Raw genomic sequence first — 25,258 nt, forward strand, 5'->3', positions numbered from 1 at the left:
TTACCTCCAACCGCCTCGGCGCCTCGAAAACGCACGGGCTTTGCATCATCCATGCCGGTGCCACGGGAGTTCGTCGCTTGGTCCGGACCGTCTGCCCCCATGATTGCCCCTCCGCCTGCAGCCTCGACGTGCAGGTGGCGGATGGCCGCGTCGTCTCGGTCCGGGGCGGAGACAACCCCTACACGGCGGGGGTGATCTGCGCGAAGGTCAGCCGCTACGGCGAGCGCGTCCACCATCCCGACCGGATCCTCCACCCGCTCGAACGCGTCGGCGCCAAGGGCAGCGGCCAGTGGCGCCGGATCGACTGGGACGCGGCGCTCGACCGGCTGGCCGCAGCCCTCTCGGAGACGGCGGAGCGGTGGGGGCCGGAGGCGGTCTGGCCGTACAATTCGGGCGGGACCATGGGCCTCGTCCAGCGCGACGGCATCCACCGGCTGACCCACGCGATGGGCTATTCGCGGCGCAAGCGCACCATCTGCACGGCGGTCGCGATCGCGGGCTGGAGCGCCGGGGTCGGCCGGATCGCCGGGCCGGATCCCCGCGAGATGGCGCTGTCGGACCTGATCGTGGTCTGGGGTGGCAACCCGGTAAGCACCCAGGTCAACGCGATGACCCACATCAGCCGCGCCAGAAAGAATCGGGGCGCCAAACTGGTGGTGATCGATCCCTACCGCACCGGCACTGCGGCGGCCGCCGACCTCCATCTCGCGCCCCGACCCGGCACCGACGGGGCCCTGGCCTGCGCGGTTCTCCACGTCCTGTTCCGCGACGGGTATGCGGACCGGGCCTACCTTGCCGCCCATGCCGAGGAGACGGCGGCGCTGGAGGCGCATCTCGCGTCGCGCACGCCCGAATGGGCGGCGGCGATCACGGGCCTGGAGCCCGCCGCGATCGAGGCCTTCGCGGCCCTCTACGGCCGGACGCCGCGCAGCTACATCCGCTGCGGCTTCGGCTTCACCCGGAGCCGCAACGGCGCCGTGAACCTGCACGCGGTGACCTGCCTGCCGACGGTGACCGGCGCCTGGCAGCATGAGGGCGGCGGCGCGCTCTGGCAGCAGGCGGCGATCTTCAACTGGGACAAGACCCTAACGGAGGGGCTCGACATCAAGGCGCCGGGCGTGCGCGAGCTCGACATGAGCCGGATCGGCGCCATCCTCGACGACGATCCCGATGCCCTGCAGGGCGGGCCGCCGGTGCGCACCATGCTGATCCAGTCGGCCAATCCCGCAATCTCGGCCCCCGACAGCGCCCGGGTGCGCGCGGGCCTGATGCGGCCGGACGTGTTCGTGGCCGTGCACGAGCAGTTCATGACCGAGACCGCAGCGCTGGCCGACCTCGTCCTGCCGGCAACCACCTTCCTGGAGCACGACGACATCTACGGGGCCGGCGGCCATAGCCATATCCAGGCGGGGCCGGCGATCCTAGAACCGCCGGGGGAATGCCGCTCGAACCACGCGCTGCTCGGCGCGCTCGCCGCCCGGCTCGGCGCGGACCATGCGGGCTTCCGGCTGAGCGCCCGGGATCTTGCCGACGCGACCCTGGCCCGCTCGGGCTGGGGCGGGCTCGACCGGCTGGAGGCGGAGGGCTGGATCGACGCGCAGCCGGACTTCGCCGAGAGCCACTTCCTCAACGGATTCGGCCATCCGGACGGGCGCTTCCGCTTCGCCCCCGACTGGGCGGCGCTCGGCCCCCGCGCGGCCGGGATGCCGGCCCTGCCCGACCACTGGCCGGTGGCCGAGCCCGCCGATGTGGAGCACCCGTTCCGGATGATCGCCCCGCCGGCCCGCCAGTTCCTCAACGCGACCTTCACCAACGTCGCCGAGTCGCTCCGCCGCGAGGGACGGCCGACCTGCCTGCTCCACCCGGAGGACGGGGCGCGGCTCGGGATCGGCACGGGCGACGCCATCGAGATCGGGAATGGCCGCGGCCGGGTCCGGCTGCACGCGCGCCTCGCCGAGGGGCAGCAGCCGGGCGTCGTGGTGGTCGAGAGCCTGTGGCCGAGCGCGTCCTTCGCGGGCGGCAGCGGGATCAACACCCTGATCGGCGCCGCGCCGGCGGCGCCCAACGACGGCGCCGCTTTCCACGACACAGCGGTCTGGGTCCGGGCGGCTTGAGCCGGGCACTCAGGCCGTCAGCGCCTCGGGCCCCGGCGCGTCACCGAGGCCGCCGAACAGGCGCCGGCCCGGGATCGCCGCGATCAGACCCCGCGTGTAGGCATGCGCGGGCGCGGCGAACTGGGTCTCGGCCGGACCGGCCTCGACGATCCGGCCCCGCTGCATCACCGCCACTTGGTCGGCGATCCGCGCGGCGACCGGGGCCGCGTCAGCCAACAATGCATCGACCAGGCCAGTTGCCGGACGGTGGGACAGCTGGACCCTTCCGAGTCGGCAAACCGCGCCCAACGCCCTCGCCCGGCGCTCGCTGGCGACGCTGCACGACCGGGGGGTGGCGTGCGAGGGTTGGTATCCGGCTTGCCTACCGGGCCCGGGACAGAGGGTGAATGCGTATGAGACGATCCTGGCTTACCGGGCTGCTCGCGGCCGCGGCGTGGTTCGCGCCGGCCTCCGCCGGAGCGGAGACGACCTTGAAGGCGGTGCTGGAAGCCGAGATCGTCACCCTCGATCCCTACTTCACCACGGCCTACATCACGCGGACCTTCGGCTTCATGGTCTACGACACGCTGTTCGCGCCGGACGCGGAGGGCGTGTTCCGGCCGCAGATGGTCGACACGTGGTCTGTGTCGGAGGACCGCCTGACCTGGCGCTTCACCCTGCGCGATGGGCTGCGCTTCCACGACGGCGCGCCCGTCCGGGCCGCCGACTGCGTCGCCTCGCTGAGGCGCTGGGCGGCCCGCAGCGCGCTGGCCGGCCGGCTCATGGACGTGACCGCCGCCCTCGACGCCGTGGACGACCGGACCTTCGTGCTGACCCTGCGGGAGCCCTACGGCCTCGTCCTCGACACGCTCGGCACGACGTCGACCCCCACGCCCTTCATCATGCCGGCCCGGCTCGCAGCGACGCCGCCCGCGACGCAACTCGCGGAGGTCGTGGGCTCCGGTCCCTTCGTCTACGACCGCGCCGCGCACATCCCCGGCGACCACATGCTGCTGCGCCGGAACCCCGACTATCGGCCGCGTCCCGAGCCCGCCGACTTCCTAGCCGGCGGCAAGCTCGTGAAGGTCGACGCCCTCGACATCCGCGTCATCCCCGACGGGGCGACTGCCACGAGCGCCCTCGGCGCCGGCGAGATCGACTTCATGCAGTACGCGCCCTTCGATCTGATCGAGCAGATCGAGGGCAACAAGAGTCTGGCGGTGATGAACTTCACCGGCCCGCATCGGTTCACGGGCCATTACCGCATCAACACGGCGGCCAAGCCGTTCGACGACCCGGCGATCCGGCGCGTCCTGCTGAGGCTCGTCGACCAGCGCGAGGTCCTGGACGGGTTCGGCCTCGAGTCCCGCTTCTCCCAGACCTGCGACGCCTTCTTCATCTGCGGCTCGCCCTACGAGACGCATGTCGGGACCGATCTCCTGCACGATCCGTCGGTGGCGGCGGCACAGGCCGCCCTGAAGGCGACCGCCTACAAGGGCGAGCCGGTGATCGTGATGGTGGCCAACGATCTCGAGGCGGCGCGCGTGTCCTCGACCATCCTGGCCGACCGGCTGAAGCAGGCCGGCTTCACCGTAGACGTGCAGGTCCTGGATTGGGCGGCCCTGCTGGCGCGCCGCACGAAGAAGGCCGGGTGGAGCGTCTTCGGCATCCATGCCCTGGGGCTCGATCTCAGCTCGCCGCTGACGAACTCGGCCATCAACTTCAACTGCAAGGACGCGGCGAGCTCAGGATTCATGTGCGACCCGCGCGTGGTCGGCCTGTTCGATCGCTTCGCTCGGGAGCCCGATCTGGACAAGCGGCGCGCGATCGCGGGCGAGATCCAGGCCATCATCTACGGCGAGGGGCTGGTCGTCCCGTTCGGCCAGTTCGCGCAGCCCGCAGCCTACAGGACCGCCCTCACCGGCCTGATCCCCTCGGCCGTCCCGCTCTTCTGGAATGTCGAGAAGCGATGAGTGCCGCGCTGTACGATGTCGTCGTGGTCGGTGCCGGCTCCGCCGGGGCGGCGCTAGCGGCCCGCCTGTCGGAGGATCCGCGTCGTCGGGTACTGCTGCTGGAGGCCGGGCGCGACTGGCGTTCGCACGAGGCCCCGCCGGCCCTGCGGTCGGCCAACATCATCCCGTTCATGTACGATCCGGCGCATCAGGCGGACTGGCAGTGGCCGGGGCTGATGAGCCGGCGCACCCGTGCGCAGGAGCCCCGCTTCTACTGGCGCGGTCGCGCGCTCGGCGGCAGTTCGACGGTCAACGCGCAGATCGCGATCCGCGGTGTCCCAGCGGCCTTCGACGCCTGGGCGGAGCAGGGCTGCACCGGATGGTCTTCCGCGGATGTGCTGCCCCTCTTCGACCGAATCGAAGACGATGCCGATTTCGGCCTGGAGGACGGCTGCCGTCGCGGCGGTCCGCTCCCCGTGTATCGCGCGAAGGCGGATGCCTGGGGCGCGGTGGATCTGGGGCTCCGCGCGGCCGCCCTCGCAGCCGGCCATCCCTGGAAGGTGGATCTCAACGCGCCGACGGGCGAGGGCGTCTCGTGCAACCCGATCAACAGCCGCAACGGTCACCGGGTCACCACCAATGACGGCTACCTGGAGCCGGCCCGCGGCCGGCCGAACCTCGAGATCCGCTGCGAGGCCCTGGTCGACCGCGTCCTGTTCGAGGGCCACCGGGCCGTTGGCCTGCGCGTACGCTTCGGAGCGGAGCCCTGGACCGAGATCCATGGCCGCGAGATCGTGCTCTGCGCCGGCGCCGTCCACAGCCCGGCCATCCTGATGCGCTCCGGGATCGGCCCGGCCGAGCCGCTGCGCGCCCTCGGCATCCCCGTCCGGCAGGCACACGAGGCGGTCGGCCGCCACTTCATGGACCATCCGATCCTGCGGGCGACACTGGATCTGAAGCCGGGTCACCGGGCGCTTGCCCCGGATGCACGCCACACCAACTGCTGCGTCACCTATTCGAGCGGCCTCGCGGGCGGCGGGGAGCGCGACATGATCTTCGTCGCCTACAATCATCGGACCCTGACCGGGCCGGAGCCGACGCCGCAGGGCGCGATCGGCGTCGGCCTCTACGAGGCGTTCTCGCGCGGGACGCTCCACCTCACCGCGGCCGATCCGGAGGCCAACCCGGTCATCGAGGAGAACATGCTCGATGACCCGCGCGATCGCCTGCGGATGCGCGACGCGGTGCGCCGTCTGGCAGGCCTGACCGAGCATCCGGCCCTGGCCGATCTCGCGACGGCGATCCGGTTCGGCGAGAGCCCGCTCGCGATCGGTGACGCCGCGCGCCTTCCGGACGCGGACCTCGATGCCCTGATGCTCGCCGAGGCCGGCGACATCCAGCACGCCGCCGGCACGTGCCGCATGACCGGCCGGCAGGACCCGTCCGGGGTCGTCGATCCCGATCTCAAGGTTCGTGGACTCGCTGGGCTGCGGGTTTGCGACGCCTCCATCATGCCGAGCGATTGCCGGGCCAACCTGCACTTCACCTGCGTGATGATCGGCGAAAATCTTGCGCGGCGGATGCGTGAGGCGAGGGCTGGATCGTCTTGAACGCGTGGCGATGGCGTTTCCCCGGTTCTCAGGCCTGCGCCCGTTTCACAGCCCGATGCGTGCGGCCCGATCGTCGTAAAGCTGTCGTGATGGCGGTGTGCCGACCAGCCACCTGCAGGTCGAACCGGCCATTATAATGCCCGTATCGGACGAAGTCAGCCTGATGATGTGCTTGATCCTTCAGGGCAACCGACTGGTTGCACGAAACAATACCCTCAATCTTGCGGCGTAATGGATCCGTCGACGTCTCATCTGTATGGCACGCGTGTTGCGAACCGGCCGGACGCTTCAGGAGTTCTCCGGCTTGCCCCGCACGTTCGACGCGACCAACTTCTCCCGCCGCACGGTTCTGGCGCTTCCCCTCGGCCTCGCAGCAGCCGCGAGCGGCGCCCGCGCCGCCGAGCCGAAACGCGGGGGCACGATGGTGATGATCGTCCATCCCGAGCCTTCGACCCTGGCCCATTACGCGGTGTCGGCGGGCAACATCCCGCCGATCGCCACGCAGGTCTACGAGGGGCTGTGCACCTACGACTGGGACCAGAACCCGCAGCCGAACCTCGCGAAGTCTTGGGAGGTCGCCCCCGACGGCAAGACCATCACGTTCAAGCTGCAGGAGGGCGTGAGCTTCCACAACGGCAAGCCGTTCACCAGCGCCGACGTGCAGTACTCCTTCATGGAGATCCTGAAGAAGTACAATCCGATCGCGCCGGTCATGCTCGCGGAACTGGTGGCCGTCGACACGCCGGACCCGATGACCGCGATCCTGCGGCTGGCCAATCCGGCGCCCTACATCATGAAGGCGCTCTCCGGGCGGGACCTGCCGATCCTGTGCCGCTCGGTCTTCGAGGGCACGGACGTCCTCCAGAACCCCAGCGCCAACAAGCCGATCGGCACCGGGCCGTTCAAGTTCGTGAGCTGGGAGCGGGGCCAGTCCGTGCGCCTGGACCGCAACGAGCAGTACTGGAAGCCCGGCCTGCCGTATCTCAACCGGATCGTCGCCCGGTTCATCCCGGACGCGGCCACGCGCTCGGCCGCCATGGAGGCGGGGGAGGCGCATTTCGCCGGGTACAGCGCGGTGAACTACGCCGACCTCGCGCGGATGAAGACCAACCCGATCCTCGATCTGACGACCAAGGGCTACGAGATGACGCCGGCCCAGAGCGTCCTGGAGCTGAACGGCCGTCACCCGCAGCTCCAGAAGAAGGCGGTGCGCCAGGCGATCGCCTACGCCATCGACCGCAAGGTCATCCTCAAGGACGTGATGTTCGGCTACGGCCTGCCCGCCACCGGCCCGCTCAGCCGCAAGTTCAAGACCGCCGGCCTCTACACCGACGCCGTCCGCCAGTACGACGTGCCGGACCGGCTGGACATCGCCAACCGGCTGCTCGACGAGGCCGGCGCCCCGCGCGGCCCGGACGGGACCCGCTTCGCCCTGCACCTGGAGGTGAATTCCTTCGGCGAGCAGTGGCTGCGGCAGGCCGAGTATCTGAAGCAGGCGCTCGCCGGCGTGGGCATCGCCGTGACGCTCCGCTCGGAGGACACCGCGACCTGGCTGCGGCGCGTCTACACCAACTACGATTACGACCTGAACGAGCCGTTCCTCAGCCAGGGCGTCGACCCGGTCTACGGATTGAACAAGCAGTTCCTCACCAGCCAGATCCGCAAGGGCGTGACCTTCGTCAACGACACCTTCTATTCGAACCCCGAGGTCGACCGCATGCTCGGCGAGGGCGCGCGCGAGCCGGACGCCGAGAAGCGCGCCGCGCTCTACAAGGAGGTCCAGCAGATCCTGGCCGAGGACAGCCCGATGATCTGGCTCATCGACGTGCAGTACGTCAGCGTCTTCAACCGGCGCCTCAAGGACCACACGACCGGCCCCCTCGGAACCCAGCAAGCCTTCGAGCGGGCCTGGATGGACAAGTAGTCCCGTGCGGCTCGCGCGTTTCCTCGGCTACCGGCTGCTGCTGTCGATCCCGGTGGTGCTCGGCATCGTCGTGCTCAACTTCTTCCTGATCCACCTCGCCCCCGGCGACGCGGCCTCCGTGCTGGCCGGCGAGAGCGGGGCGGCGAGCCCCGAATACATGGAGCAGCTGCGCCACAAGTTCGGCCTCGACCAGCCGCTCGCCACGCAGTTCGGCGTCTACCTGCTGAACATGCTCCACCTCGATCTCGGCTACTCGTTCCGCAACGACAGCCCGGTGGGAAGCCTGATCGTCGACCGGCTCTGGCCCACCGGGCTGCTGATGCTGACCGCCTTCGCGGCCGCGCTGGTGATCGGGACGCTCCTCGGCCTCGTGGCCGCGACCGGGCGCAATTCCTGGCGCGACGCACTCATCTCCCTCGTCAGCCTCGTGGCCTACGCGACCCCGGGCTTCTGGCTCGGGCTGATGATGATCGTGGTCTTCGCCATCCGCCTCGGCTGGCTGCCCACCAGCGGCTACGACACGGTCGGCGCCGACAACGAGGGCTGGGACGAGGTCTGGGACGTCGGCCGCCACCTCGTCATGCCGGCGGTGGCGCTCGCGCTGTTCTACCTCGCGGTCTACGCCCGGGTGATGCGCGCCTCCGTGCTGGAGCAGGTCGGCATGGACTACGTCACCACCGCCCGCGCCAAGGGCCAGACCGAGGCCCGGGTGATGACCGGGCACGTCCTGCGCAACGCGCTGCTGCCGGTGGTCACCATGGCGGGCGTGCAGGCCGGTAACCTGATCGGCGGCTCGATCGTGGTCGAGACGGTGTTCGGCTGGCCGGGGGTCGGCACGCTGGCCTTCAACGCGCTCCAGTCGCGCGACCTCAACCTGCTCCTCGGCATCTTCTTCGTCTCCGCCTGCCTCGTGGTGGTGATCAACCTCGCGGTCGACCTCGTCTACGTCTGCCTCGATCCGCGGCTGGAGCTCTAGCGATGCGTACGGGCTTGGCGCGGTTCGCGCGCAACCGCCTCGCGCTTGCCGGGGCGATGGTGCTCCTCGGGCTGGTCGCCCTCGTGGCGCTCACGCCGCTCCTCTATCCGGGCGATCCGTTCGGCCTCGTCGGCCCCGCTCTCCAGCCGCCAGGCGGCCAGTTCCTGCTCGGCACCGACACGCTGGGACGGGACGTGGCCGCGGAGATCGCGTACGGCGCCCGCACCTCCCTGATCATCGGCCTCAGCGCGACCGGGGCGGCGATCCTGCTCGGGACCCTGATCGGCGGGCTCGCCGGCTACTATCGGGGCGGCGTCGAGGTCGCGCTGATGCGGCTCACGGAGTTCTTCCAGACGATCCCCGCCTTCGTGCTGGCGATCCTCATCGTGGCGATCCTGTCGCCGTCGCTCTCCAGCGAGGTCGTGGCCATCGTGGCCGTCTCCTGGCCCGGCATCGCCCGCCTCGTGCGCGGGGAGTTCGTGGCGCTCGGCGGTCGCGAGTTCGTGCTGGCCTGCGACGGCCTGGGGGCGGGCGACGCGCGCATCGTCTTCCGCCACATGCTGCCGAACTGCACCGCGGCAATCATCACGGTCGGCACGCTCCTGATCGGCACGGCGATCCTGATCGAGGCGGGGCTCGCCTTCCTCGGTCTCGGCGATCCCAACGTGATGAGCTGGGGCCTGATCATCAGTTCGGGCCGCGCGGTCCTCCGGTCGGCGTGGTGGATCTGCACGTTCCCCGGCCTCGCGATCCTGCTGACCGTCCTCGCCATCAACCTCGTCGGGGACGGCTTGAACGAGGTCCTGAACCCGAGGCTCCGAGAGCGATGAGCGACGCCGTCCTCGAGATCGAGAAACTGACCATCACGCTGCCGCCCGGCGCGGACCGTCCGAATGCCGTCACCGATCTGGATCTCGTCCTGCGGCCCGGCGCGGTCACCTGCCTGATCGGCGAGAGCGGATCGGGCAAGTCGATGGTGGCCCGCGCGATCCTCGGGCTGCTCCCGGGGCCGCGGGTGCGCGTCGCGGGCGGGCGCATCCAGTTCGAGGGGGCGGATCTCGCGGCGATCCCGCCGCGTCAGATGCGGCGCGTCCGGGGCGCGCGCATCGCGATGATCTTCCAGGAGCCCATGACGGCGCTCAACCCGCTCCACACGATCGGGCGGCAGATCGACGAGGTCCTGCGCATCCACACGACGCTCGGGCGCGCCGACCGCCGGGCGCGCATCCTCGCGCTCCTCGCGAGCGTCCACTTGCCCGACCCGGACCGGATGCTGCGCGCCTACCCGCACCAGCTCTCGGGCGGCCAGCGGCAGCGGGCGATGATCGCCATGGCGCTGGCGCTGAACCCGCGGCTGCTCATCGCCGACGAGCCGACCACGGCGCTCGACGTCACCACGCAGGCGCAGATCCTCCACCTGATCCGCGAGCTGCAGCGCGAGCACGGCACGAGCGTCCTGTTCATCACGCACGATTTCGGCGTCGTGGCCGACATCGCCGACACGGTCGCGGTCCTGCAGAAGGGCGTCCTGGTCGAGCAGGGGCCCGCGGCCTCGGTGCTCGGGGCGCCGAAGCATCCCTACACGCGCGCGCTCATCGCCGCCGTGCCGAAGCTCGCGCCGCCGCCGCGCCGCGCCGCCACCACCGCCCCCCTGGTGGTCGAGGCGCGGCAGGTCGAGAAGACCTACGCGGCCCGCGGCCTGTTCGGGGGCCGCGTCACCCGGGCCCTCGACGGCGTCGACGTCACGCTGCGGCGGGGCGAGACCCTCGGCCTCGTCGGCGAGAGCGGCTCGGGCAAGAGCACGCTCGCCCGGGCGATCACCCGGCTGATGCCCGTCGACAGCGGGGAGATCCTGCTGGCCGGGCACAGCGTCGCCGACCTGAGCCGCCGCCAGATGCGCCCGCACCGCCGGCGCGTGCAGATGGTGTTCCAGGACCCCTACGGCTCCCTCGATCCGCGCCAGCGCGTGGTCGACATCGTCGCCGAGGGGCCGATCATCCACGGCACCGAACCCGGGATCGCGCGTGTCCAGGCCTGCGAGATGCTGGCGCTGGTCGGCCTCGACCCCGCGGCGGCGCAGCGCTACCCGCACGCGTTCAGCGGCGGCCAGCGCCAGCGGATCGGGCTCGCCCGGGCGCTCGCCATGAAGCCCGAGATCCTGGTGGCCGACGAACCGGTCTCGGCCCTGGACGTCTCCGTGCAGGCGCAGGTCCTGGCGCTGCTCGCCGACATCAAGGCGCGGCTGCATCTCAGCATGCTGTTCGTGACCCACGATCTCCGGGTCGCGCTGCAGATCTGCGACCGGATCGCCGTGATGCGGTCCGGTCAGGTGGTCGAGGTCGCGCCCACGGCCGAGATCTACTTCGCGCCCAAGCACCCCTACACGAAGGCGCTGTTCGCCGCCGTGCCCGGCGCCCAATGGCAGGAATCGATCCCAGCATGACAGCCGAGCAACCGATTTCGACGGATCCCTTCCTGCCCGGGCCGCGCGTCCGCGTCGCGGGATCCGCGGCGGGACCGCTCGCCGGCCTCACCTTCGCCGTCAAGGACCTGATCGACGTCGCCGACACCCCCACCGGGGGCGGCAACCCGGACTGGCCGCGGGTCTACCCGACGCCGACCCGCCACGCCGGCGTGGTGCGGACGCTGCTCGATGCGGGCGCCTCCGTGGTGGGCAAGACCGTGACCGACGAGGTCTCGCTGGGCATCCTCGGCGAGAACGCCCACGACGGCACGCCGCTCAATCCCGCGGCGCCCGATCGGGTACCCGGCGGCTCGTCCAGCGGCTCTGCCTCCGCGGTGGCGGCGGGCGCCTGCGATTTCGCCCTGGGCACGGATACCGGCGGCTCCGTGCGCGTGCCGGCGAGCTTCTGCGGCCTCTACGGCATCCGGCCGACGCACGGCCGCATCGACTTTTCCGGGATCTGCGTGCAGGCGCCGAGCTCGGATACCTGCGGCTGGTTCGCCCGGGACGCGGTGACCTTCGCGCGGGTCGGCGCGGTGCTGTTCGGCCGAGGGATGCCGGACCACCTGCCGCGCACGCTGCTCGTGGCCGCCGACGCGCTCGGCTTCGCCGACGCCGCGGTTCAGGAGGCACTGGCTCCGCAGATCGATCGTCTGGCTTCCCTGATCGGCAATCGCCGCGACGTGACGTTGGCGCCGCAGGGCCTGTCCGTGTGGCAACGGGCCCAGCGCGTCCTGCAGAGCAGCGAGGCGTGGCAGACCTTCGAGCCCTGGCTCGATGCCTGCAATCCCCGCATGGCCTTCTCGGTCGCCCGATCGTTGATCCAGGGCTCGATGATGACCGACGCCGAGCGGAGCGCCGCGGGCCTGATGCGGATCGAGGCCCGGGCGCGCCTCGCCCGGCTTCTGCCCCCCGGCACGATCCTGTGCCTTCCGACCACGCCGTTCCCGGCGCCCCTGCGCGGGCTGCCGCTCGGCGAACTGCATCCCCTGCGGGAGCGCATCGCCTGCCTGACGAGCCACGGCGGCCTCACCGGCGTCCCGCAGGTCAATCTGCCGGGCGCACAAGTCGACGGCGCTCCGGTCGGCCTGTCGATCCTCGGTGCGCGTGGAACCGACCTCGACCTGATCCGCACCGCGGTCGCCCTGGAGGCCTGAATGGACGTGACTGTGAACCGCCCCGAGGTCGTGGCCGAGATTACCGCCCTGTTCGAGCGCTACGAGCGGGCGCTCGTCGACAAGGATGTCGCCGTGCTCGACGAGACCTTCTGGGACAGTCCGCACACGATCCGCTACGCCCTCCATGAGAACTGCTACGGCTTTGCCGAGGTCCACGCCGCACGCGTCGCAGCCGATCCGCCGCCGGGGGGGACCAAGGAGGCGCGGATCCGGCTGGAGATCCTGACGCTCGGGAACGACTTCGCCACGGTCAATCTGGAGTTCAAGCCGCGCGGCAAGCCCGGCATCGGGCGTCAAAGCCAGACTTGGATGCGCCTACCCGACCGCGGTTGGAAGGTGGTGTCCGCTCACGTGTCAATCATGCCGGCTGCGGATCGCTTATAGGCCGTAGGCGGGCTGCTTTCCTGTCAGTTTTTCTCCGAAGCAGCCATTCCGCGCACGGCCAAGAGTGACTGTGCGCTGCCGCTTGCCCAGGCTCTTTGAGGCCGTCGCAACGTTTTGAAGCGGGCGCGGCTATGCCATGCTCCTTCGTCCGGAAGACCGGATTGAAAGCGCAACCGAGCTGTTCAGCCCCGGGCTGGAGCCGGGTCGGAGCGAGGCAAGCATGTCCGACGATCGCTACCACAGGAAGACGCTTGGCAACCGCCCGCTCCATCCCGAAACGCTGATGCTGGGCTATGGCTACGATCCAGCCCTGTCCGAGGGCGCGGTGAAGCCGCCGGTCTTCCTCACATCGACCTTTGTCTTCACGTCCGCCGAGCACGGCAAAGCCTTCTTCGACTATGTCTCCGGGCGGCGCGAACCCCCGGCTGGCGAGGCGGCGGGGCTGGTCTACTCGCGTTTCAATCATCCAAACAGCGAGATCGTCGAAGATCGGCTGGCGGTGTTTGAAGGGGCCGAGGCCGGGCTGGTCTTCTCCTCCGGCATGTCGGCGATCGCGACCACGATCCTGGCCTTCGCACGGCCCGGCGACACGATCCTGCACTCGCAGCCGCTCTATGGTGGCACCGAAACGCTCATCTCCAAGACCCTGGCCGGTTTCGGTATCGTGCCGTTTGGCTTTTCAGACGGGATTGAACCGGCGAGCGTGCGCGCCGTGGCTGACCAAGCCGCCGAAGCGGGACGGGTCTGCGTCATCATGATCGAGACACCCTCGAACCCGCTCAACACCCTCGTCGATTTCAGCCTGATCCGCGCGGTCGCCGACGAGATCGGCACCCGACAAGGCGGTGAAGCTCCGGTCGTGGTTTGCGACAACACCCTGCTCGGTCCACTCTTCCAGCACCCGCTGCGCCACGGCGCCGACATCTCGGTCTACTCGCTGACGAAATACGTCGGCGGCCACTCCGACCTGATCGCTGGCGCTGCCCTCGGCTCAGCAGCGCGGATAAGGCCGGTGCGGATGCTGCGCTCAGCGATCGGAACCGGCCTCGACCCGCATTCCTGCTGGATGCTCGGTCGGTCGCTCGAAACCTTGACGCTGCGGATGAGTGCCGCCAACCGCAATGGCGAACTTGTCGGCCGCATGCTGGCGGCGCATCCGAAGGTGTTGCGCCTTCACCATCTCGCGCATCTAGAGCCCGGATCGCGGCAGGCGCACGTATATGCCGAGCAATGCGCGGCACCAGGCTCGACATTCTCATTCGACATCGTCGGCAGCGAGGCAGAGGCGTTCCAAGTCCTCAACGCTCTTCAATTATTCAAGCTCGCCGTCAGCCTAGGCGGCACGGAATCACTCGCCAGCCATCCCGCCTCCACGACCCATTCGGGTGTGCCAAAGGTTGTGCGCGACCGTCTCGGGATAACGGACGCGACGATTAGGGTGTCAATCGGAATCGAGCATCCAGACGATCTGATCGCCGACCTCGCCGCGGCTCTCGCTGTCCTCGGCTGAGCGGCCCCCCACGTCGTGGTTGGCAGGGTTGCGAAGGCTTCTCGGCTGACTGATCGCCTGGCGGCCGCTCGATCGCCTCGGTCGCGCTGATCAAGCCCGTCGTCGCCGTAGTGGAGCCATGGATAGGCCGACGACGCGGGTATGCTCTCGTATCCGCGCGTTGGGCGCCCATCCTGAACGGTCCACGCCCTGCATCCGAAGCGCCATGCCGGACTTCAAAAGCCTCGACGTCTATTACTGGGCCGCCACCCTCGGCAGCTTTAGCCGCGCGGCGGAGCGATTGAACATGACGCAGCCCGGGGTCTCGCAGCGGATTGCCGCGCTGGAGCGAGAGTTCGGTCTGCCGCTGTTCGAGCGCAACGCCCGGGCTGTCGTCCTCACGCCCAAAGGCCGTGAGCTCCTGAGCTATGCCGAGCGCTTCCTGCGCCTGCGCACCGAGATGATGGGCGCCGTCGCCAATCCCGCGGCGACGACCGGCGTGCTGCGGCTCGGCGCATCGGAGACCCTGGTCCACACATGGCTCATGCGGTTCATCGAGGCGATGAGCCGGACCTATCCCGGCGTGGCCGTCGACCTCTCCGTCGATGTCTCGCCGAACATGCGCGACGCGCTGGCACGCCACGAACTCGACCTCGCCTTCCTCGTCGGGCCCATCACGGCGCCGGACCTGATCAATGTCCCGCTCTGCCGGTTCTCGATCGCCTGGATCGCCGCGCCGAGCCTCGATTTCGGCGACGGCGAGATCGGCTTGGCCGAACTGGTCCGGCATCCCGTGATCACCTATCCCCGCAACACCAACCCCTATGCCCAGCTGCGCGAGCTCCTGGCGCGCTCCAATCTGCCGCCGCCGCGGCTCTACAGCAGCGCCTCGCTCTCGACGATCGTACGCATGGCGGTGGAGGCTATCGGCGTCGGAGTGATCCCGGCCGAGACCGTGCGCGCCGAGTTGGCGGATGGGCGTCTGCGCGTCGTCGACACGACGGTCCGTCTTCCGGACATCGATTTCACCGCGACCTACGAGAACGTGCCGGATAACCGTCTCGCCGCAGCGGCCGCCGAGATCGCCCGCAGCATCGCCGTCGACTGGTGCAGCCGTCCATAAGCCTGACTTATGAATACTGATGAGAAAAGATAATTCGACCTCCGATGCCCATCGGATAGGCTTGCCGCATACGAAGGCAGAAGAGGTCGGTGATGGCGTCCACGGCGACGATGTCCGCGAGTGATCCGACGGTCCGAGCAAGTTGGACCGGCCTCGAGGGCCGGCTCGCCTGCCGCGACGGGACGATCCCCGGCAGCACGGCGGGCGTCGCGGACGGCTACGTCCAGGGAAATCTCGCGGTCTTCCCCGAGCGGCTGGCCGATGATTTCCGCCTGTTCGCCGAGCGCAACCCGAAATCCTGCCCGGTGATCGGCGAGTCGCGCCCCGGCAGCCGCACGATCCCGGACCTCGGTCTCGACCTCGATCTCGCCACCGACGTGCCCGGCTACCGCATCTGGCGCGACGGCGCGGTGGTCGGGGAGCGGACGGAGGTCGCCGACCTCTGGCGCGACGACCTCGTAGCCTTCGTCATCGGCTGCTCGTTCTCGTTCGAGGCCGCCCTCGTCGAGGGCGGACTGCCCCTGCGCCACGTCGAGATGGGCGTGCGCGTACCGATGTACCGGACGAGCATCCCGTGCGTCCCGGCCGGGCCGTTCGCCGGGCCGATGGTGGTCTCGATGCGCCCGCTCACCCCGGCGCAGGCGATCCGCGCGGTGGAGATCACCGCCCGCTATCCCCGGGTCCACGGCGCGCCCGTCCATCTCGCCCGGCCAGACCTGATCGGCATCCGCGACCTCGCCGCTCCCGATTACGGCGACCCGGTGCGGATCGGCGATGACGAGATCCCGGTGTTCTGGGCCTGCGGCGTCACCCCCCAGTCGGTGATCGCGTCGGCCCGCCCGGATTTCGCGATCACCCACGCGCCGGGCTGCATGCTCATCACGGACCGGCTCAACGCCGAATTCGCGATGGCGTGAATCCCGCATTCCGGCGCCCGTCCCTTTTGGAGAACGCCCCATGCTGCGTCGTCGCGAAATTCTGGCCGCTGGCGCCCTGGCGCTCGCGGGCCTCGGGTCCCAGCGCGCGACGGCCGCCGACGAGGTGGTGGTCGGCGTGCTGTACGCCCTGTCCGGCGCCAGCGCCCAGAACGGCGTCGATGCCCGCCACGCCTTCGAGACGGCGCTCGACGTGATCAACGAGAGCCACGACCTCGACCTGCCCGCCGCCAAGGGCGCCGGCCTCGAAGGGCTCGGCGGCGCCAGGATCCGCCTCGTCATCGCCGACCACCAGGGCGACCCGCAGAAGGGCCGCGCCGAGGCGGAGCGCCTGATCACCCAGGACAAGGTCATCGCGATCGTGGGCGCCTATCAGTCCAGCGTCTCGGCCACCGTGAGCGCGGTGTGCGAGCGCTACGGCGTGCCCTTCGTCTGTGCCGATTCCTCCTCGCCCAGCCTGAGCCGCCGGAACCTGAAGTACTTCTTCCGGCCGGCCGCCAACGACGAGATGTTCTCGGCGGCGATGTTCGATTTCATGGACGGCCTGCGCAAGCAGGGCAAGACGATCGACTCGGTCTCCCTGTTCTACGAGGACACGATCTACGGCATCGACTCGTCCAACGTGCAGCGCAAGCTCGCGAACGAGCGCGGCTACAGGATCGCCGCGGACGTGAAGTACAAGAGCAATTCGCCCTCGCTGACCGCCGAGGTGCAGGCGCTCAAGTCCGCGGGCGCCGACGTGCTGCTGCCGACCTGCTACACCAACGATGCCATCCTGCTCACCAAGACGATGGGCGAACTCGGCTACAAGCCGAAGGCCATCATCGCCCAGGCGGCGGGCTTCTCCGAGAAATCCGTTTACGACGCGGTCGGCGACAAGCTCCAGGGCCTGATCTCGCGCGCGAGCTTCTCCCTCGACCTCGCCGCCAAGCGCCCCTCGGTCGGCATCGTCAACGCGATGTACAGGAAGCGCGCCGATCGGGACCTGAACGACAACACCTCGCGCCAGTTCACGGCGATGCTCGTGCTCGCCGACGCCCTCAACCGGGCCGGTTCCACCGACGGTGCCAAGCTGCGCGCGGCGCTCGCGGCCACCGACATACCCGGCACGCGCACGATCATGCCCTGGAAGAAAGTGATCTTCGACGCGGGCGGCCAGAACCCCGACGCGACGCCGGTGCTGATCCAGTACGTCGGCACCACGTTCGTGACGGTGTTCCCCGAATCCGCCGCCGTCGCCCCGGCGATCTGGCCCATGAACGCCTGATCGGACGGGTCGCGCCCGGGCGTGACCGATCAGCCCTCGACCCTCCCTCCTTCGGACCTGCCCGGGATCACACCGATGACGATGCAAGCCCTCGTGCAGGTGCTGGCGAGCGGGTTGCTCACCGGGCTGATCTACGGCCTCGTCGCGGTCGGCCTGTCGCTGATCTTCGGCCTGATGGACGTGGTCAACTTCGCCCACGGCGAATTCCTGATGCTGGCGATGTACGCGACCTTCGGGCTCGTCGTCGTGTCCGGGCTGGATCCGATCGTGCTGATGCCGCTCGTCGCCGCGCTGATGTTCGTGCTGGGTGGCACCGTCTACCTCGGCGTGGTCCGCTTCGCGATGCGGGCCAAGGCCAACCAGGGCATGGTGCAGATCTTCGCGACCTTCGGCCTGGCGATCCTGCTCCAGGGCGTCGCGCAGTACCTGTTCACACCGGACTACCGCAGCCTCCAGGTGTCCTGGCTCGGAGGGAAGACCCTCGACCTCGGCGGCGTCTACCTGCCCTGGCCGCAGGTCTTCGGAGCCCTCGTCTCGCTGGCGGCCTTCGGCGGCCTGTTCCTCCTGATGACGCGGACCGATTTCGGCCGGGCCCTGGAGGCGACCCGCGAGGATCAGGGCGCCGTCGCCCTGGTCGGCATCGACCGCAACCGGGTCTTCGCCCTCGGCTGGGGACTCGGTGCGGCGCTCGTCGGTCTCGCGGGCGCCGTGCTGACCGTGTTCTACTACATTCATCCCGGCGTCGGGGGCACCTTCGCGCTGATCGCCTATGTCACGGTGGCGCTCGGCGGCTTCGGCAGCATCTTCGGCGCGCTGGCCGCAGGCCTGATCGTCGGGCTGGTCGAGGCGGCGACGACGCTGGTTCTGCCGCCCTCCCTGAAATCGGTGGGCGTCTACGCCCTCTACCTCCTCGTGGTTCTTGTGCGGCCCCAGGGCCTGTTCGGGAGGCTCTGACATGACCGGCACGTCGCTGATCGCCGCTCCGGCGATCTCCCCGAGCTTGGACGAGGCTGACCGGCGCTTCGCGGCCAAGCGCCGCCGCAGCCTCTACGTCGGCGCACTGGTCTTCGCCGGCCTCGCCGCGCTGCCCTACGCGATCCGGGACGTCTACCTGCAGAACGTCCTGGTCCTGACCCTGCTCTACGCGGCCCTGTCGCAGAGCTGGAACATCCTGGGCGGCTATTGCGGACAGATCTCGCTCGGTCACGCGCTCTATTTCGGCATCGGCGCCTACGCCACCAGCATCCTGTTCGTGAATTACGGCGTGTCGCCGTGGTTGGGCCTCGGGTTCGGCGCGGTGCTCGCGGCCTCGGTGGCCCTCGCGATCGGGTGGCCCTGCTTCCGTCTCGGCGGCCATTACTTCTCGATCGCCACCATCGTCATCGCCGAAGCCGGGCTGCTGCTCGTGCAGAACTGGGATTTCGTGGGCGGGGCGATGGGCGTGCAGTGGCCGTTCAACCCGGATAGCTGGGCGACCCTCCAGTTCGCCCGGGACAAGATCCCGTACGCCCATCTCGCCCTCGGCCTGCTCGTCGCGACCTGGCTCGTCACCTTCCTCGTCGCCGAATCGCGGTGGGGCTACGGCTGGCGCGCGGTCAAGGACGACCCGGCCGCCGCCCAGAGCCTCGGCGTCGAGGTGTTCCGGTCCAAGATGGCGGCGGCGGCGATCTCGGCCTTCTTCACGGCGGTCGGCGGTGGGCTCTACGCGTCCTACGTCTCGTATATCGATCCCGAGAGCGTGATGAGCTTTCGCTTCTCCCTGCTCTTCGCGCTGCCCGCCGTGCTCGGCGGCGTCGGGACCCTCTGGGGCGCGCTCGTGGGTGCGGCGATCCTCATCCCGATCACCGAGATCAGCCGCTCCTATCTCGGCGGCACCGGCAGCGGCATCGATCTGATCTTCTACGGCGGCCTCGTGATGGTCGTGGCGATCGCCCGCCCCGAGGGCGTGCTCAGCCTGTTCAAGCGGACGCGCGCCGCGCGCAACGAGGAGGTGTGAACCCGTGAGCGCGGACCCGAGCGACCCGATCCTGCGCGTCGACGCCGTGACGCTGGCCTTCGGCGGCCTCGTCGCCAACCGCGACGTGACCCTCGACGTGCGCCGCGGCGAGATCCTGGGGCTGATCGGTCCGAACGGGGCCGGCAAGTCGACCCTGTTCAACCTGATCTCGGGTGTCTACCGCCCGAGCAAGGGGCGCATCCTGTTCGCGGGGGCCGACATCACCCGACTGCCGCCGGCCGAGCGCTGCCGCCGGGGCATCGCACGCACCTTCCAGGTGCCGCGCTCCTTCGACTCGATGAACGTCCTGGAGAACGTCACGGTCGGCGCGCTCGCCTGCCACCCCACCGCCGCGTCCGCCCGCCGCGCCGCCCTGGACACCCTGGAGCGCGTCGAGCTGACCCACCGCGCCGAGGCGGTGGCCGGCGAACTGACGCCCCCCGAGAAGCGCCGCCTGGAAGTGGCCCGCGCCCTCGCCACCGGCCCGCGCCTGCTCCTCCTCGACGAGGTGCTCACCGGCCTCACACCGTCCGAAGCCAAGGCCGGCGTCGCGCTGATCCGGCGCGTGGCCGCCACGGGCGTGACCGTGATCATGGTCGAGCACGTGATGGAGGTGGTGATGCCGCTCGTCGACCGGGCGGTTGTGCTCCACCTCGGCAGCGTCCTGGCTCAGGGCCTGCCGGCCGACGTGGTGCGGGACGACGGCGTCATCACGGCCTATCTCGGGGAGCGACACCGTGCTGCTTGAGGTCGACGGGCTCTCCACCGCCTACCAGGGCCTGCTCGCAATCCAGGGCGTGTCGCTCGGCGTGGCCGCGGGCGAGATCGTCGTCGTGGCCGGCGCCAACGGCGCGGGCAAGTCGACGCTGCTCAAGTCGATCGCCGGGCTCGAGCGGCCGCGCGACGGCACCGTGCGCTTCGACGGCGGCCGCCTCGACGGGCTCCCCGGCCATCTCATCACGGCCCGCGGGGTCGCCTACGTGCCCGAGAACAAGCGGCTGTTCCCGCGCCTCTCGGTCGCCGACAATCTGCGGCTCGGCAGCTACCTGCACCGGAGCAAGGCCGACCGCGAGGCGCCGCTGGAACGGGTCTTCGCCCTCTTTCCCCGCCTGAAGGAGCGGCTGCCGCAGCGGGCCGCGACCCTCTCCGGCGGCGAGCAGCAGATGCTGGCCATCGGCCGCGCCCTGATGACCCGCCCGCGCCTGCTGATGCTCGACGAGCCCTCGCAGGGCATCATGCCCAAGCTCGTCGACGAGATCTTCGCCGCCGTCACGGCGATCCGCGACGCCGGCGTGACCGTCCTGCTGGTCGAGCAGCGGCTCGCGGAGAGCCTCGCCATCGCCGACCGCGCCTACGTCCTGCAGACGGGGCGCGTCATCCTCTCCGGGCCGGCGGCGCAGGTGCGCGACGATCCGGAGGTGCGGCGGGCCTACCTCGGAATCTGAGACCATCCCGTGCCGGCATCGCCGGCACATGGCGAGACGGGAGAACGGGCGATGACCCGCGTGGACCTCAACTCTGACCTCGGCGAAGGCTACGGCGCCTATGCCTGCGGCGACGACGCGGCGATCCTCGACCTGGTCACCTCGGCCAACGTCGCCTGCGGTCTGCACGCGGGCGATCCCGAGATCATGGCCCGCACCTTCGCCCTGGCGAAGGAGAAGGGCGTCGCGGTGGGCGCGCATCCGGGCTTCCCCGACCTGTGGGGCTTCGGCCGGCGCCGCATCCCCTTCAGCCCGGACGAGATCGGGCGGCTGGTGGCCTATCAGGTCGGGGCTGCCCAGGCGCTCGCCGCCTATGCGGGGCACCGCATCACCTACGTCAAGACGCACGGGGCGCTCGGCAACATCGCGGCTGAGGAGCGTTCGGTAGCCGACGCGGTCGCCCGCGCGGTCAGGGCCGTCGATCCGAACCTCGCCCTTCTCGCCATCGCGCTGAGCGCGCAGGTGGCGGCGGGGGAGGCTGCGGGCCTCGAGGTCCACCAGGAGATCTTCGCGGACCGCGGCTACACCGAGGACGGGTTGCTGATCCCGCGCAGTCAGCCCGGCGCCTTCGTCACGGACCCGGACGCGGCCGCCGACCGGGTGCTGCGCATGGTCCAGGGGGGCATCATCCTGACGGCATCGGGCCGGGAATTGCCGACGCCGATCCGCTCGATCTGCGTCCACGGCGACACCGCCCACGCGGTGGCCACCGCGCGTGCCGTCCGCGCCATCCTTGAGGGCGGCGGTGTGACGCTCGCCCCGTTCCGGCCATGAGCGTCCCCCGCCTCCTCGACGCGGGCGAGGCGGCCCTGGTCGTGGAGTTCGGCACCACGGTCGATCCGGCGCTCAGCGACCGAGTGCTGGCGCTCGATGAGGCGCTCGCCGCCGACCCGCCGCAGGGCCTGCGGGAGCGTGTGCCGACCTACCGGTCCCTGATGCTGCACTACGACCCTCTCGTTCTCGACCGGGCGCGGCTCGCCGACCACGTGCTGCGGTTGACCGGGAGCGCCGCGGAGCGCACGGGCACGGCCACCCTGTGGACGCTGCCCTGCTGTTACGACGCCCCGCACGGGGAGGATGTCGCCGAACTCGCCGGGCGTGCCGGGCTATCGCCCGAGGCGGTGGTCGCGCTGCATGCCGGGGCGACCTACCGGGTCTACATGTACGGCTTCGCTCCGGGCTTCGCCTACCTCGGCGGTCTGCCGAAGGGCCTTGCGGTGCCGAGGCGCGCGCGCCCGCGGCCGCCGCACCCGCGCAATGCCGTTGTGGTCGGTGGTGGCCTCGCCGCGGTCGCCACCGTGCCGATGCCCACCGGCTGGTACGTGGTCGGCGCCACGCCGTCCCGGCTCTACGCCCCCGAGCGCGCCGAGAGCTTCTTCGTGGCGGCCGGCGACGCGATCCGGTTCGAGCCGGTGGACGCGGCGACCTTCGACGCGCTGGCCGCCCGCGAGGCGTCGGGCGAGCCCGTGGCTCGACAGGGACGCACCGCATGAGCGCCCTCGTCATCGCGGCCGCCGGCCCCGGCATCACCCTGCAGGATGGCGGCCGGCACGGCTACCTGCGCTACGGCTTCACCGCCGCCGGGCCGATGGACCCGCTGATGCACGCCACCGCCAACCGGGCGGCCGGCAATCCCCTCGACGCGGCGGCGATCGAGATCTCGACCGGCGGGGTCACGCTCGCGGTCGAGGGCGAAGCCCTCGGGCTCGCGCTCGCCTCGACGGGCTTCCGCATCGCCCTCGACGGCGAGCCGTTGCCGCCCGCCGTCGCGCTGACGTTGGAGCCGGGCCGGAGCTTGGTCGTGCGCGCTGGAGACACCGGCTCCTGGGGCTACCTCGCCGTCCAGGGCCGGCTCGATCTCCCCCCGGTACTGGGCTCGCTGGCGACCCACACGCGCTCCGGCGTCGGCGGTCTCCATGGGCGCGGGCTGGCCGCGGGCGTCCGGATCCCGGTGGCGGATGGCCGCCCTGGCGAGCGCGCGCCCCACAGGCTGGTGGCCCCGTGGCTCGACCGCGCTCCGGACACGGTCCGCGTGGTGCTCGGCCCCCAGGACGACTATTTCGCACCCGACCAGATCGCGGCCTTCCTCGCCGGTCCCTGGACCGTCTCGCCCCGCGGCGACCGCATGGCCTGCTTCCTGGACGGGACGCCGCTCAAGCACGCCAGGGGGCACGACATCGTCTCCGACGGGGTAGCGATGGGTGCGGTCCAGGTGCCGGGCAACGGCCTGCCCATTGTGCTGATGGCGGACCGGCAGTCGACCGGTGGCTATCCGAAGATCGCCACGGTGATAGGCCCCGATCTTGGACGGGTGGCCCAGGTCCGGGGCGGCGCACGGATCGCTTTCCGGGCGGTATCGGTTGCTGAAGCGGTGACGGCTCGGCGCGCCGAGGCGGAATTCTTGCGCGGCCCGGTCCCGCGGGAGCCGGTGGTGCGGACCGATTTCGCGTCCGACTTCCTGCTCAGCCTCAACCTCATCGGCGGCGTCACCGACGGGCAGCCTTTGGAGCACGCTCATCGATAGGCGCGGCTCAGTCCGGTGACGCATGTCTGCCGCGACCGCGTGCCGGAACGAGATCCGGCTGCCAGGCGGCCGGCATCACATTCCCCGCGCCAAGCCGCTCACATGACAGAAGATCGCACCCCGCCGTCCGTTTCTGGTGGCGCGCGGGTTTGAAACCGGTCGCGCGACTTACGGCAAGATCCGGTCGACCGCTGCGGATTCACTGCAGCCAAATGCGATCTTGCCGCGCGCGCTGTGATGGCGGCGCAACCGAATTGGGAGGCGATCGCGTGCGCCTTCCGTCAAGAACGGCTCGAGGCGGCTTGGTCGACCTGCACACTCGATCGCTCGGCAAGCGCCAACGCAGTCGCTGCGAGCATGATACCCATCCCCGATACTTCCTCCCATCCAAAGGGTTCGTTTGCGTAGATGACGCCGATCGCGACCGCGATCACCGGGCTGACGAAGGCGTACAGGCCGGCGCGAAACGCGCCCCAGTCCCGCACCAGCCAGAGGAAGATCGAGAAGGCGATCAGCGAGCCGCCGATCACCATCACGCCGAGGCAGACGAGCACCCGCCCATCCCAGAATGCGGCGAAGCGGCCCGGATGGTACCCCTCGATAAGCAAAGAGATGGGCACGAGGCCGATTGCGCCGATGAGCGTCTCCCAGAAGGCGAGAACCAGCGGCGGCATCGTCTGCGTTAAGGGCCGGCTGATCACAGAGCCCCAGGCGTAGCAGGCCGTGCCGACCGCCACCGATAAGAGAGCAAGCACCGCCGTGACGCCGTCTTCCGCGGCCCCGGCGCGGCCGGAGAACAGGAGCACGAGCCCGACGACACCGAGGCCGATCGCGCCGACCCGACGCACGCTGAGGCGCTCCTGGCCGTAGAGGAAGCCAATGAAGGCGAGAAAGATCGGCATCAGCGACAGATTGACGATCGCCGACAACCCGCTCGGGGCATGTGCGACACCCCAGAATACGAAGCTGTAGCAGCCTGTCGTGATGAGGAGTGAGGCGGCGACGATCCGGCCGAGCGCCGGGATGCGCAGTGGCAGGCGCCGTACGCGTACGATGACGAGGAACAGGACGCCGGAGAGGAGGAAGCGCGCCGTTGCGAGGAGGATCGGCGGCACGGTCTGCACCGCGATCTTCGTCGGCAACCACGTGACCCCCCAGATCAGCGCCATAACGCCGAAGGCTACGAGGCGGCTCACGCCAGATCGCTTCCGACACTCATGCGGCACTCATCGCCAGCGGCTCATGATTAGCAGTTGTTCAAGCCAAGTCGACGTGGAGCGACGACGGACTTCGCTCGGGATCGCGACCAGGGGCCGTCGCAGGATGTAGGCGCCCATGGCCCCGCGCTCCCGCTCAGGCCTCCCGGTACCAGTCGGGCAGAAACGACAGGTCGTTGTCCCAGCCACTTTGGGGGACAACGAGACCGGCACCGACCGCCGAGACCTTCGCCCGGTGGACCAGCGGAAGCACGTTCTCGGAGACCGCGAGGTCGTTGCATCGGATCAGCAGCGCCGCGCGCTTGACCGGGTCGAGCTCGCTCTGGGCGGCGTTGTAGGCTTCGTCGTAGGCGGCGTTGCGCCAGCGCACGACGTTGCGGCCCTGCCACTTGTTGGGCTGCGCCGCGACCTCCCACGAAACGTACTGGAGCAGCCAGATCGCCGGGTCGGCCTGCGTCATGTTGTTGGTATACATCTCCATGTCGGCGTAGAAATGCGGGTAGGTGTCGGGGTTGGCCGGGTCGGAAGAGAAGAACACCGAGCCGGTGACCGATTTCAGCTCGATCTCGATGCCGGCCTTGGCGGCCGCCTGCTTGATGATCGCCTGGGTCTTCTGGCGCGGGGCGTTGATCGAGGTCTGGA

General features: G+C 70.1%; 21 protein-coding genes and 2 pseudogenes. 20 read left to right on the forward strand and 3 right to left on the reverse strand.

Features of this window, described 5'->3' with window-relative positions:
• Nucleotides 1-77: 77 nt before the first annotated feature.
• On the forward strand, nt 78-2,114 hold the full coding sequence (locus tag MKL01_RS20600) for a molybdopterin-dependent oxidoreductase (RefSeq protein ID WP_243907059.1): 2,037 nt from the start codon (nt 78-80) through the stop codon (nt 2,112-2,114).
• A 9-nt stretch (nt 2,115-2,123) separates the two neighbouring features.
• Here the strand turns inward: MKL01_RS20600 and MKL01_RS20605 are convergent.
• Nucleotides 2,124-2,312 (reverse strand): annotated as a pseudogene (locus tag MKL01_RS20605) (microcin ABC transporter ATP-binding protein); the annotation flags it as partial.
• A gap of 194 nt (nt 2,313-2,506) precedes the next feature.
• Between MKL01_RS20605 and MKL01_RS20610 the strand changes: the two are divergent.
• From MKL01_RS20610 to MKL01_RS20700, 19 genes are all read left to right on the forward strand, one after another.
• Nucleotides 2,507-4,066, forward strand: a complete 1,560-nt coding sequence (locus MKL01_RS20610; RefSeq protein WP_243907060.1) for an ABC transporter substrate-binding protein — start codon at nt 2,507-2,509, stop codon at nt 4,064-4,066.
• Nucleotides 4,067-4,074: 8 nt separating this feature from the next.
• Nucleotides 4,075-5,655 carry a GMC family oxidoreductase gene (locus MKL01_RS20615; protein ID WP_243907077.1) on the forward strand — a complete coding sequence of 527 codons (1,581 nt, stop codon included), beginning with the start codon at nt 4,075-4,077 and terminating at the stop codon, nt 5,653-5,655.
• A 304-nt stretch (nt 5,656-5,959) separates the two neighbouring features.
• Complete coding sequence (locus tag MKL01_RS20620) at nt 5,960-7,579, forward strand: ABC transporter substrate-binding protein (protein ID WP_243907061.1); 1,620 nt, start codon at nt 5,960-5,962, stop codon at nt 7,577-7,579.
• 4 nt (nt 7,580-7,583) lie between these two features.
• Complete coding sequence (locus MKL01_RS20625; RefSeq protein ID WP_243907062.1) at nt 7,584-8,555, forward strand: ABC transporter permease; 972 nt, start codon at nt 7,584-7,586, stop codon at nt 8,553-8,555.
• 2 nt (nt 8,556-8,557) lie between these two features.
• Nucleotides 8,558-9,385, forward strand: coding sequence for an ABC transporter permease (locus tag MKL01_RS20630; protein ID WP_243907063.1), 828 nt, complete (start codon nt 8,558-8,560; stop codon nt 9,383-9,385).
• A complete protein-coding gene (locus tag MKL01_RS20635; protein ID WP_243907064.1) occupies nt 9,382-10,998 on the forward strand; it encodes an ABC transporter ATP-binding protein in 1,617 nt (538 codons plus the stop codon). The genes MKL01_RS20630 and MKL01_RS20635 overlap by 4 nt, the downstream gene beginning before the upstream one ends.
• Nucleotides 10,995-12,176: an amidase gene (locus MKL01_RS20640; protein WP_243907065.1), complete on the forward strand. Its 1,182-nt coding sequence runs from the start codon at nt 10,995-10,997 to the stop codon at nt 12,174-12,176. The genes MKL01_RS20635 and MKL01_RS20640 overlap by 4 nt, the downstream gene beginning before the upstream one ends.
• Nucleotides 12,177-12,581 (forward strand): oxalurate catabolism protein HpxZ, encoded by a 405-nt coding sequence (gene hpxZ / locus MKL01_RS20645; protein WP_279604761.1) that lies wholly within the window; start codon nt 12,177-12,179, stop codon nt 12,579-12,581. It abuts the gene before it with no gap.
• 220 nt (nt 12,582-12,801) lie between these two features.
• Complete coding sequence (locus tag MKL01_RS20650) at nt 12,802-14,091, forward strand: cystathionine gamma-synthase family protein (protein ID WP_243907066.1); 1,290 nt, start codon at nt 12,802-12,804, stop codon at nt 14,089-14,091.
• A gap of 205 nt (nt 14,092-14,296) precedes the next feature.
• Nucleotides 14,297-15,193, forward strand: a complete 897-nt coding sequence (locus MKL01_RS20655) for a LysR family transcriptional regulator (protein WP_243907067.1) — start codon at nt 14,297-14,299, stop codon at nt 15,191-15,193.
• 110 nt (nt 15,194-15,303) lie between these two features.
• Entirely contained in the window at nt 15,304-16,110 is an 807-nt protein-coding gene (locus tag MKL01_RS20660; protein ID WP_243907079.1) for a putative hydro-lyase, read from the forward strand.
• Nucleotides 16,111-16,150: 40 nt separating this feature from the next.
• Nucleotides 16,151-17,395: an ABC transporter substrate-binding protein gene (locus tag MKL01_RS20665; RefSeq protein WP_243907068.1), complete on the forward strand. Its 1,245-nt coding sequence runs from the start codon at nt 16,151-16,153 to the stop codon at nt 17,393-17,395.
• A 75-nt stretch (nt 17,396-17,470) separates the two neighbouring features.
• Nucleotides 17,471-18,349: a branched-chain amino acid ABC transporter permease gene (locus MKL01_RS20670; protein ID WP_243907069.1), complete on the forward strand. Its 879-nt coding sequence runs from the start codon at nt 17,471-17,473 to the stop codon at nt 18,347-18,349.
• 1 nt (nt 18,350) lies between these two features.
• Entirely contained in the window at nt 18,351-19,391 is a 1,041-nt protein-coding gene (locus MKL01_RS20675; protein ID WP_243907070.1) for a branched-chain amino acid ABC transporter permease, read from the forward strand.
• A gap of 4 nt (nt 19,392-19,395) precedes the next feature.
• Entirely contained in the window at nt 19,396-20,139 is a 744-nt protein-coding gene (locus MKL01_RS20680; protein WP_243907071.1) for an ABC transporter ATP-binding protein, read from the forward strand.
• On the forward strand, nt 20,129-20,836 hold the full coding sequence (locus MKL01_RS20685) for an ABC transporter ATP-binding protein (RefSeq protein ID WP_409566294.1): 708 nt from the start codon (nt 20,129-20,131) through the stop codon (nt 20,834-20,836). Before MKL01_RS20680 ends, MKL01_RS20685 begins: the two co-directional genes overlap by 11 nt.
• A gap of 51 nt (nt 20,837-20,887) precedes the next feature.
• Nucleotides 20,888-21,649, forward strand: a complete 762-nt coding sequence (locus MKL01_RS20690; protein ID WP_243907072.1) for a 5-oxoprolinase subunit PxpA — start codon at nt 20,888-20,890, stop codon at nt 21,647-21,649.
• On the forward strand, nt 21,646-22,368 hold the full coding sequence (locus MKL01_RS20695; RefSeq protein ID WP_243907073.1) for a 5-oxoprolinase subunit B family protein: 723 nt from the start codon (nt 21,646-21,648) through the stop codon (nt 22,366-22,368). Before MKL01_RS20690 ends, MKL01_RS20695 begins: the two co-directional genes overlap by 4 nt.
• A complete protein-coding gene (locus tag MKL01_RS20700; protein WP_243907074.1) occupies nt 22,365-23,399 on the forward strand; it encodes a biotin-dependent carboxyltransferase family protein in 1,035 nt (344 codons plus the stop codon). The genes MKL01_RS20695 and MKL01_RS20700 overlap by 4 nt, the downstream gene beginning before the upstream one ends.
• A gap of 281 nt (nt 23,400-23,680) precedes the next feature.
• Here the strand turns inward: MKL01_RS20700 and MKL01_RS20705 are convergent, their stop codons facing one another.
• Entirely contained in the window at nt 23,681-24,595 is a 915-nt protein-coding gene (locus MKL01_RS20705) for a DMT family transporter (RefSeq protein WP_243907075.1), read from the reverse strand.
• A 157-nt stretch (nt 24,596-24,752) separates the two neighbouring features.
• Nucleotides 24,753-25,258 (reverse strand): annotated as a pseudogene (locus MKL01_RS20710) (peptide ABC transporter substrate-binding protein); the annotation flags it as partial.

Origin of the sequence: Methylobacterium sp. J-070 (assembly GCF_022829385.1) — a bacterium.
Classification (GTDB): Bacteria; Pseudomonadota; Alphaproteobacteria; order Rhizobiales; family Beijerinckiaceae; genus Methylobacterium.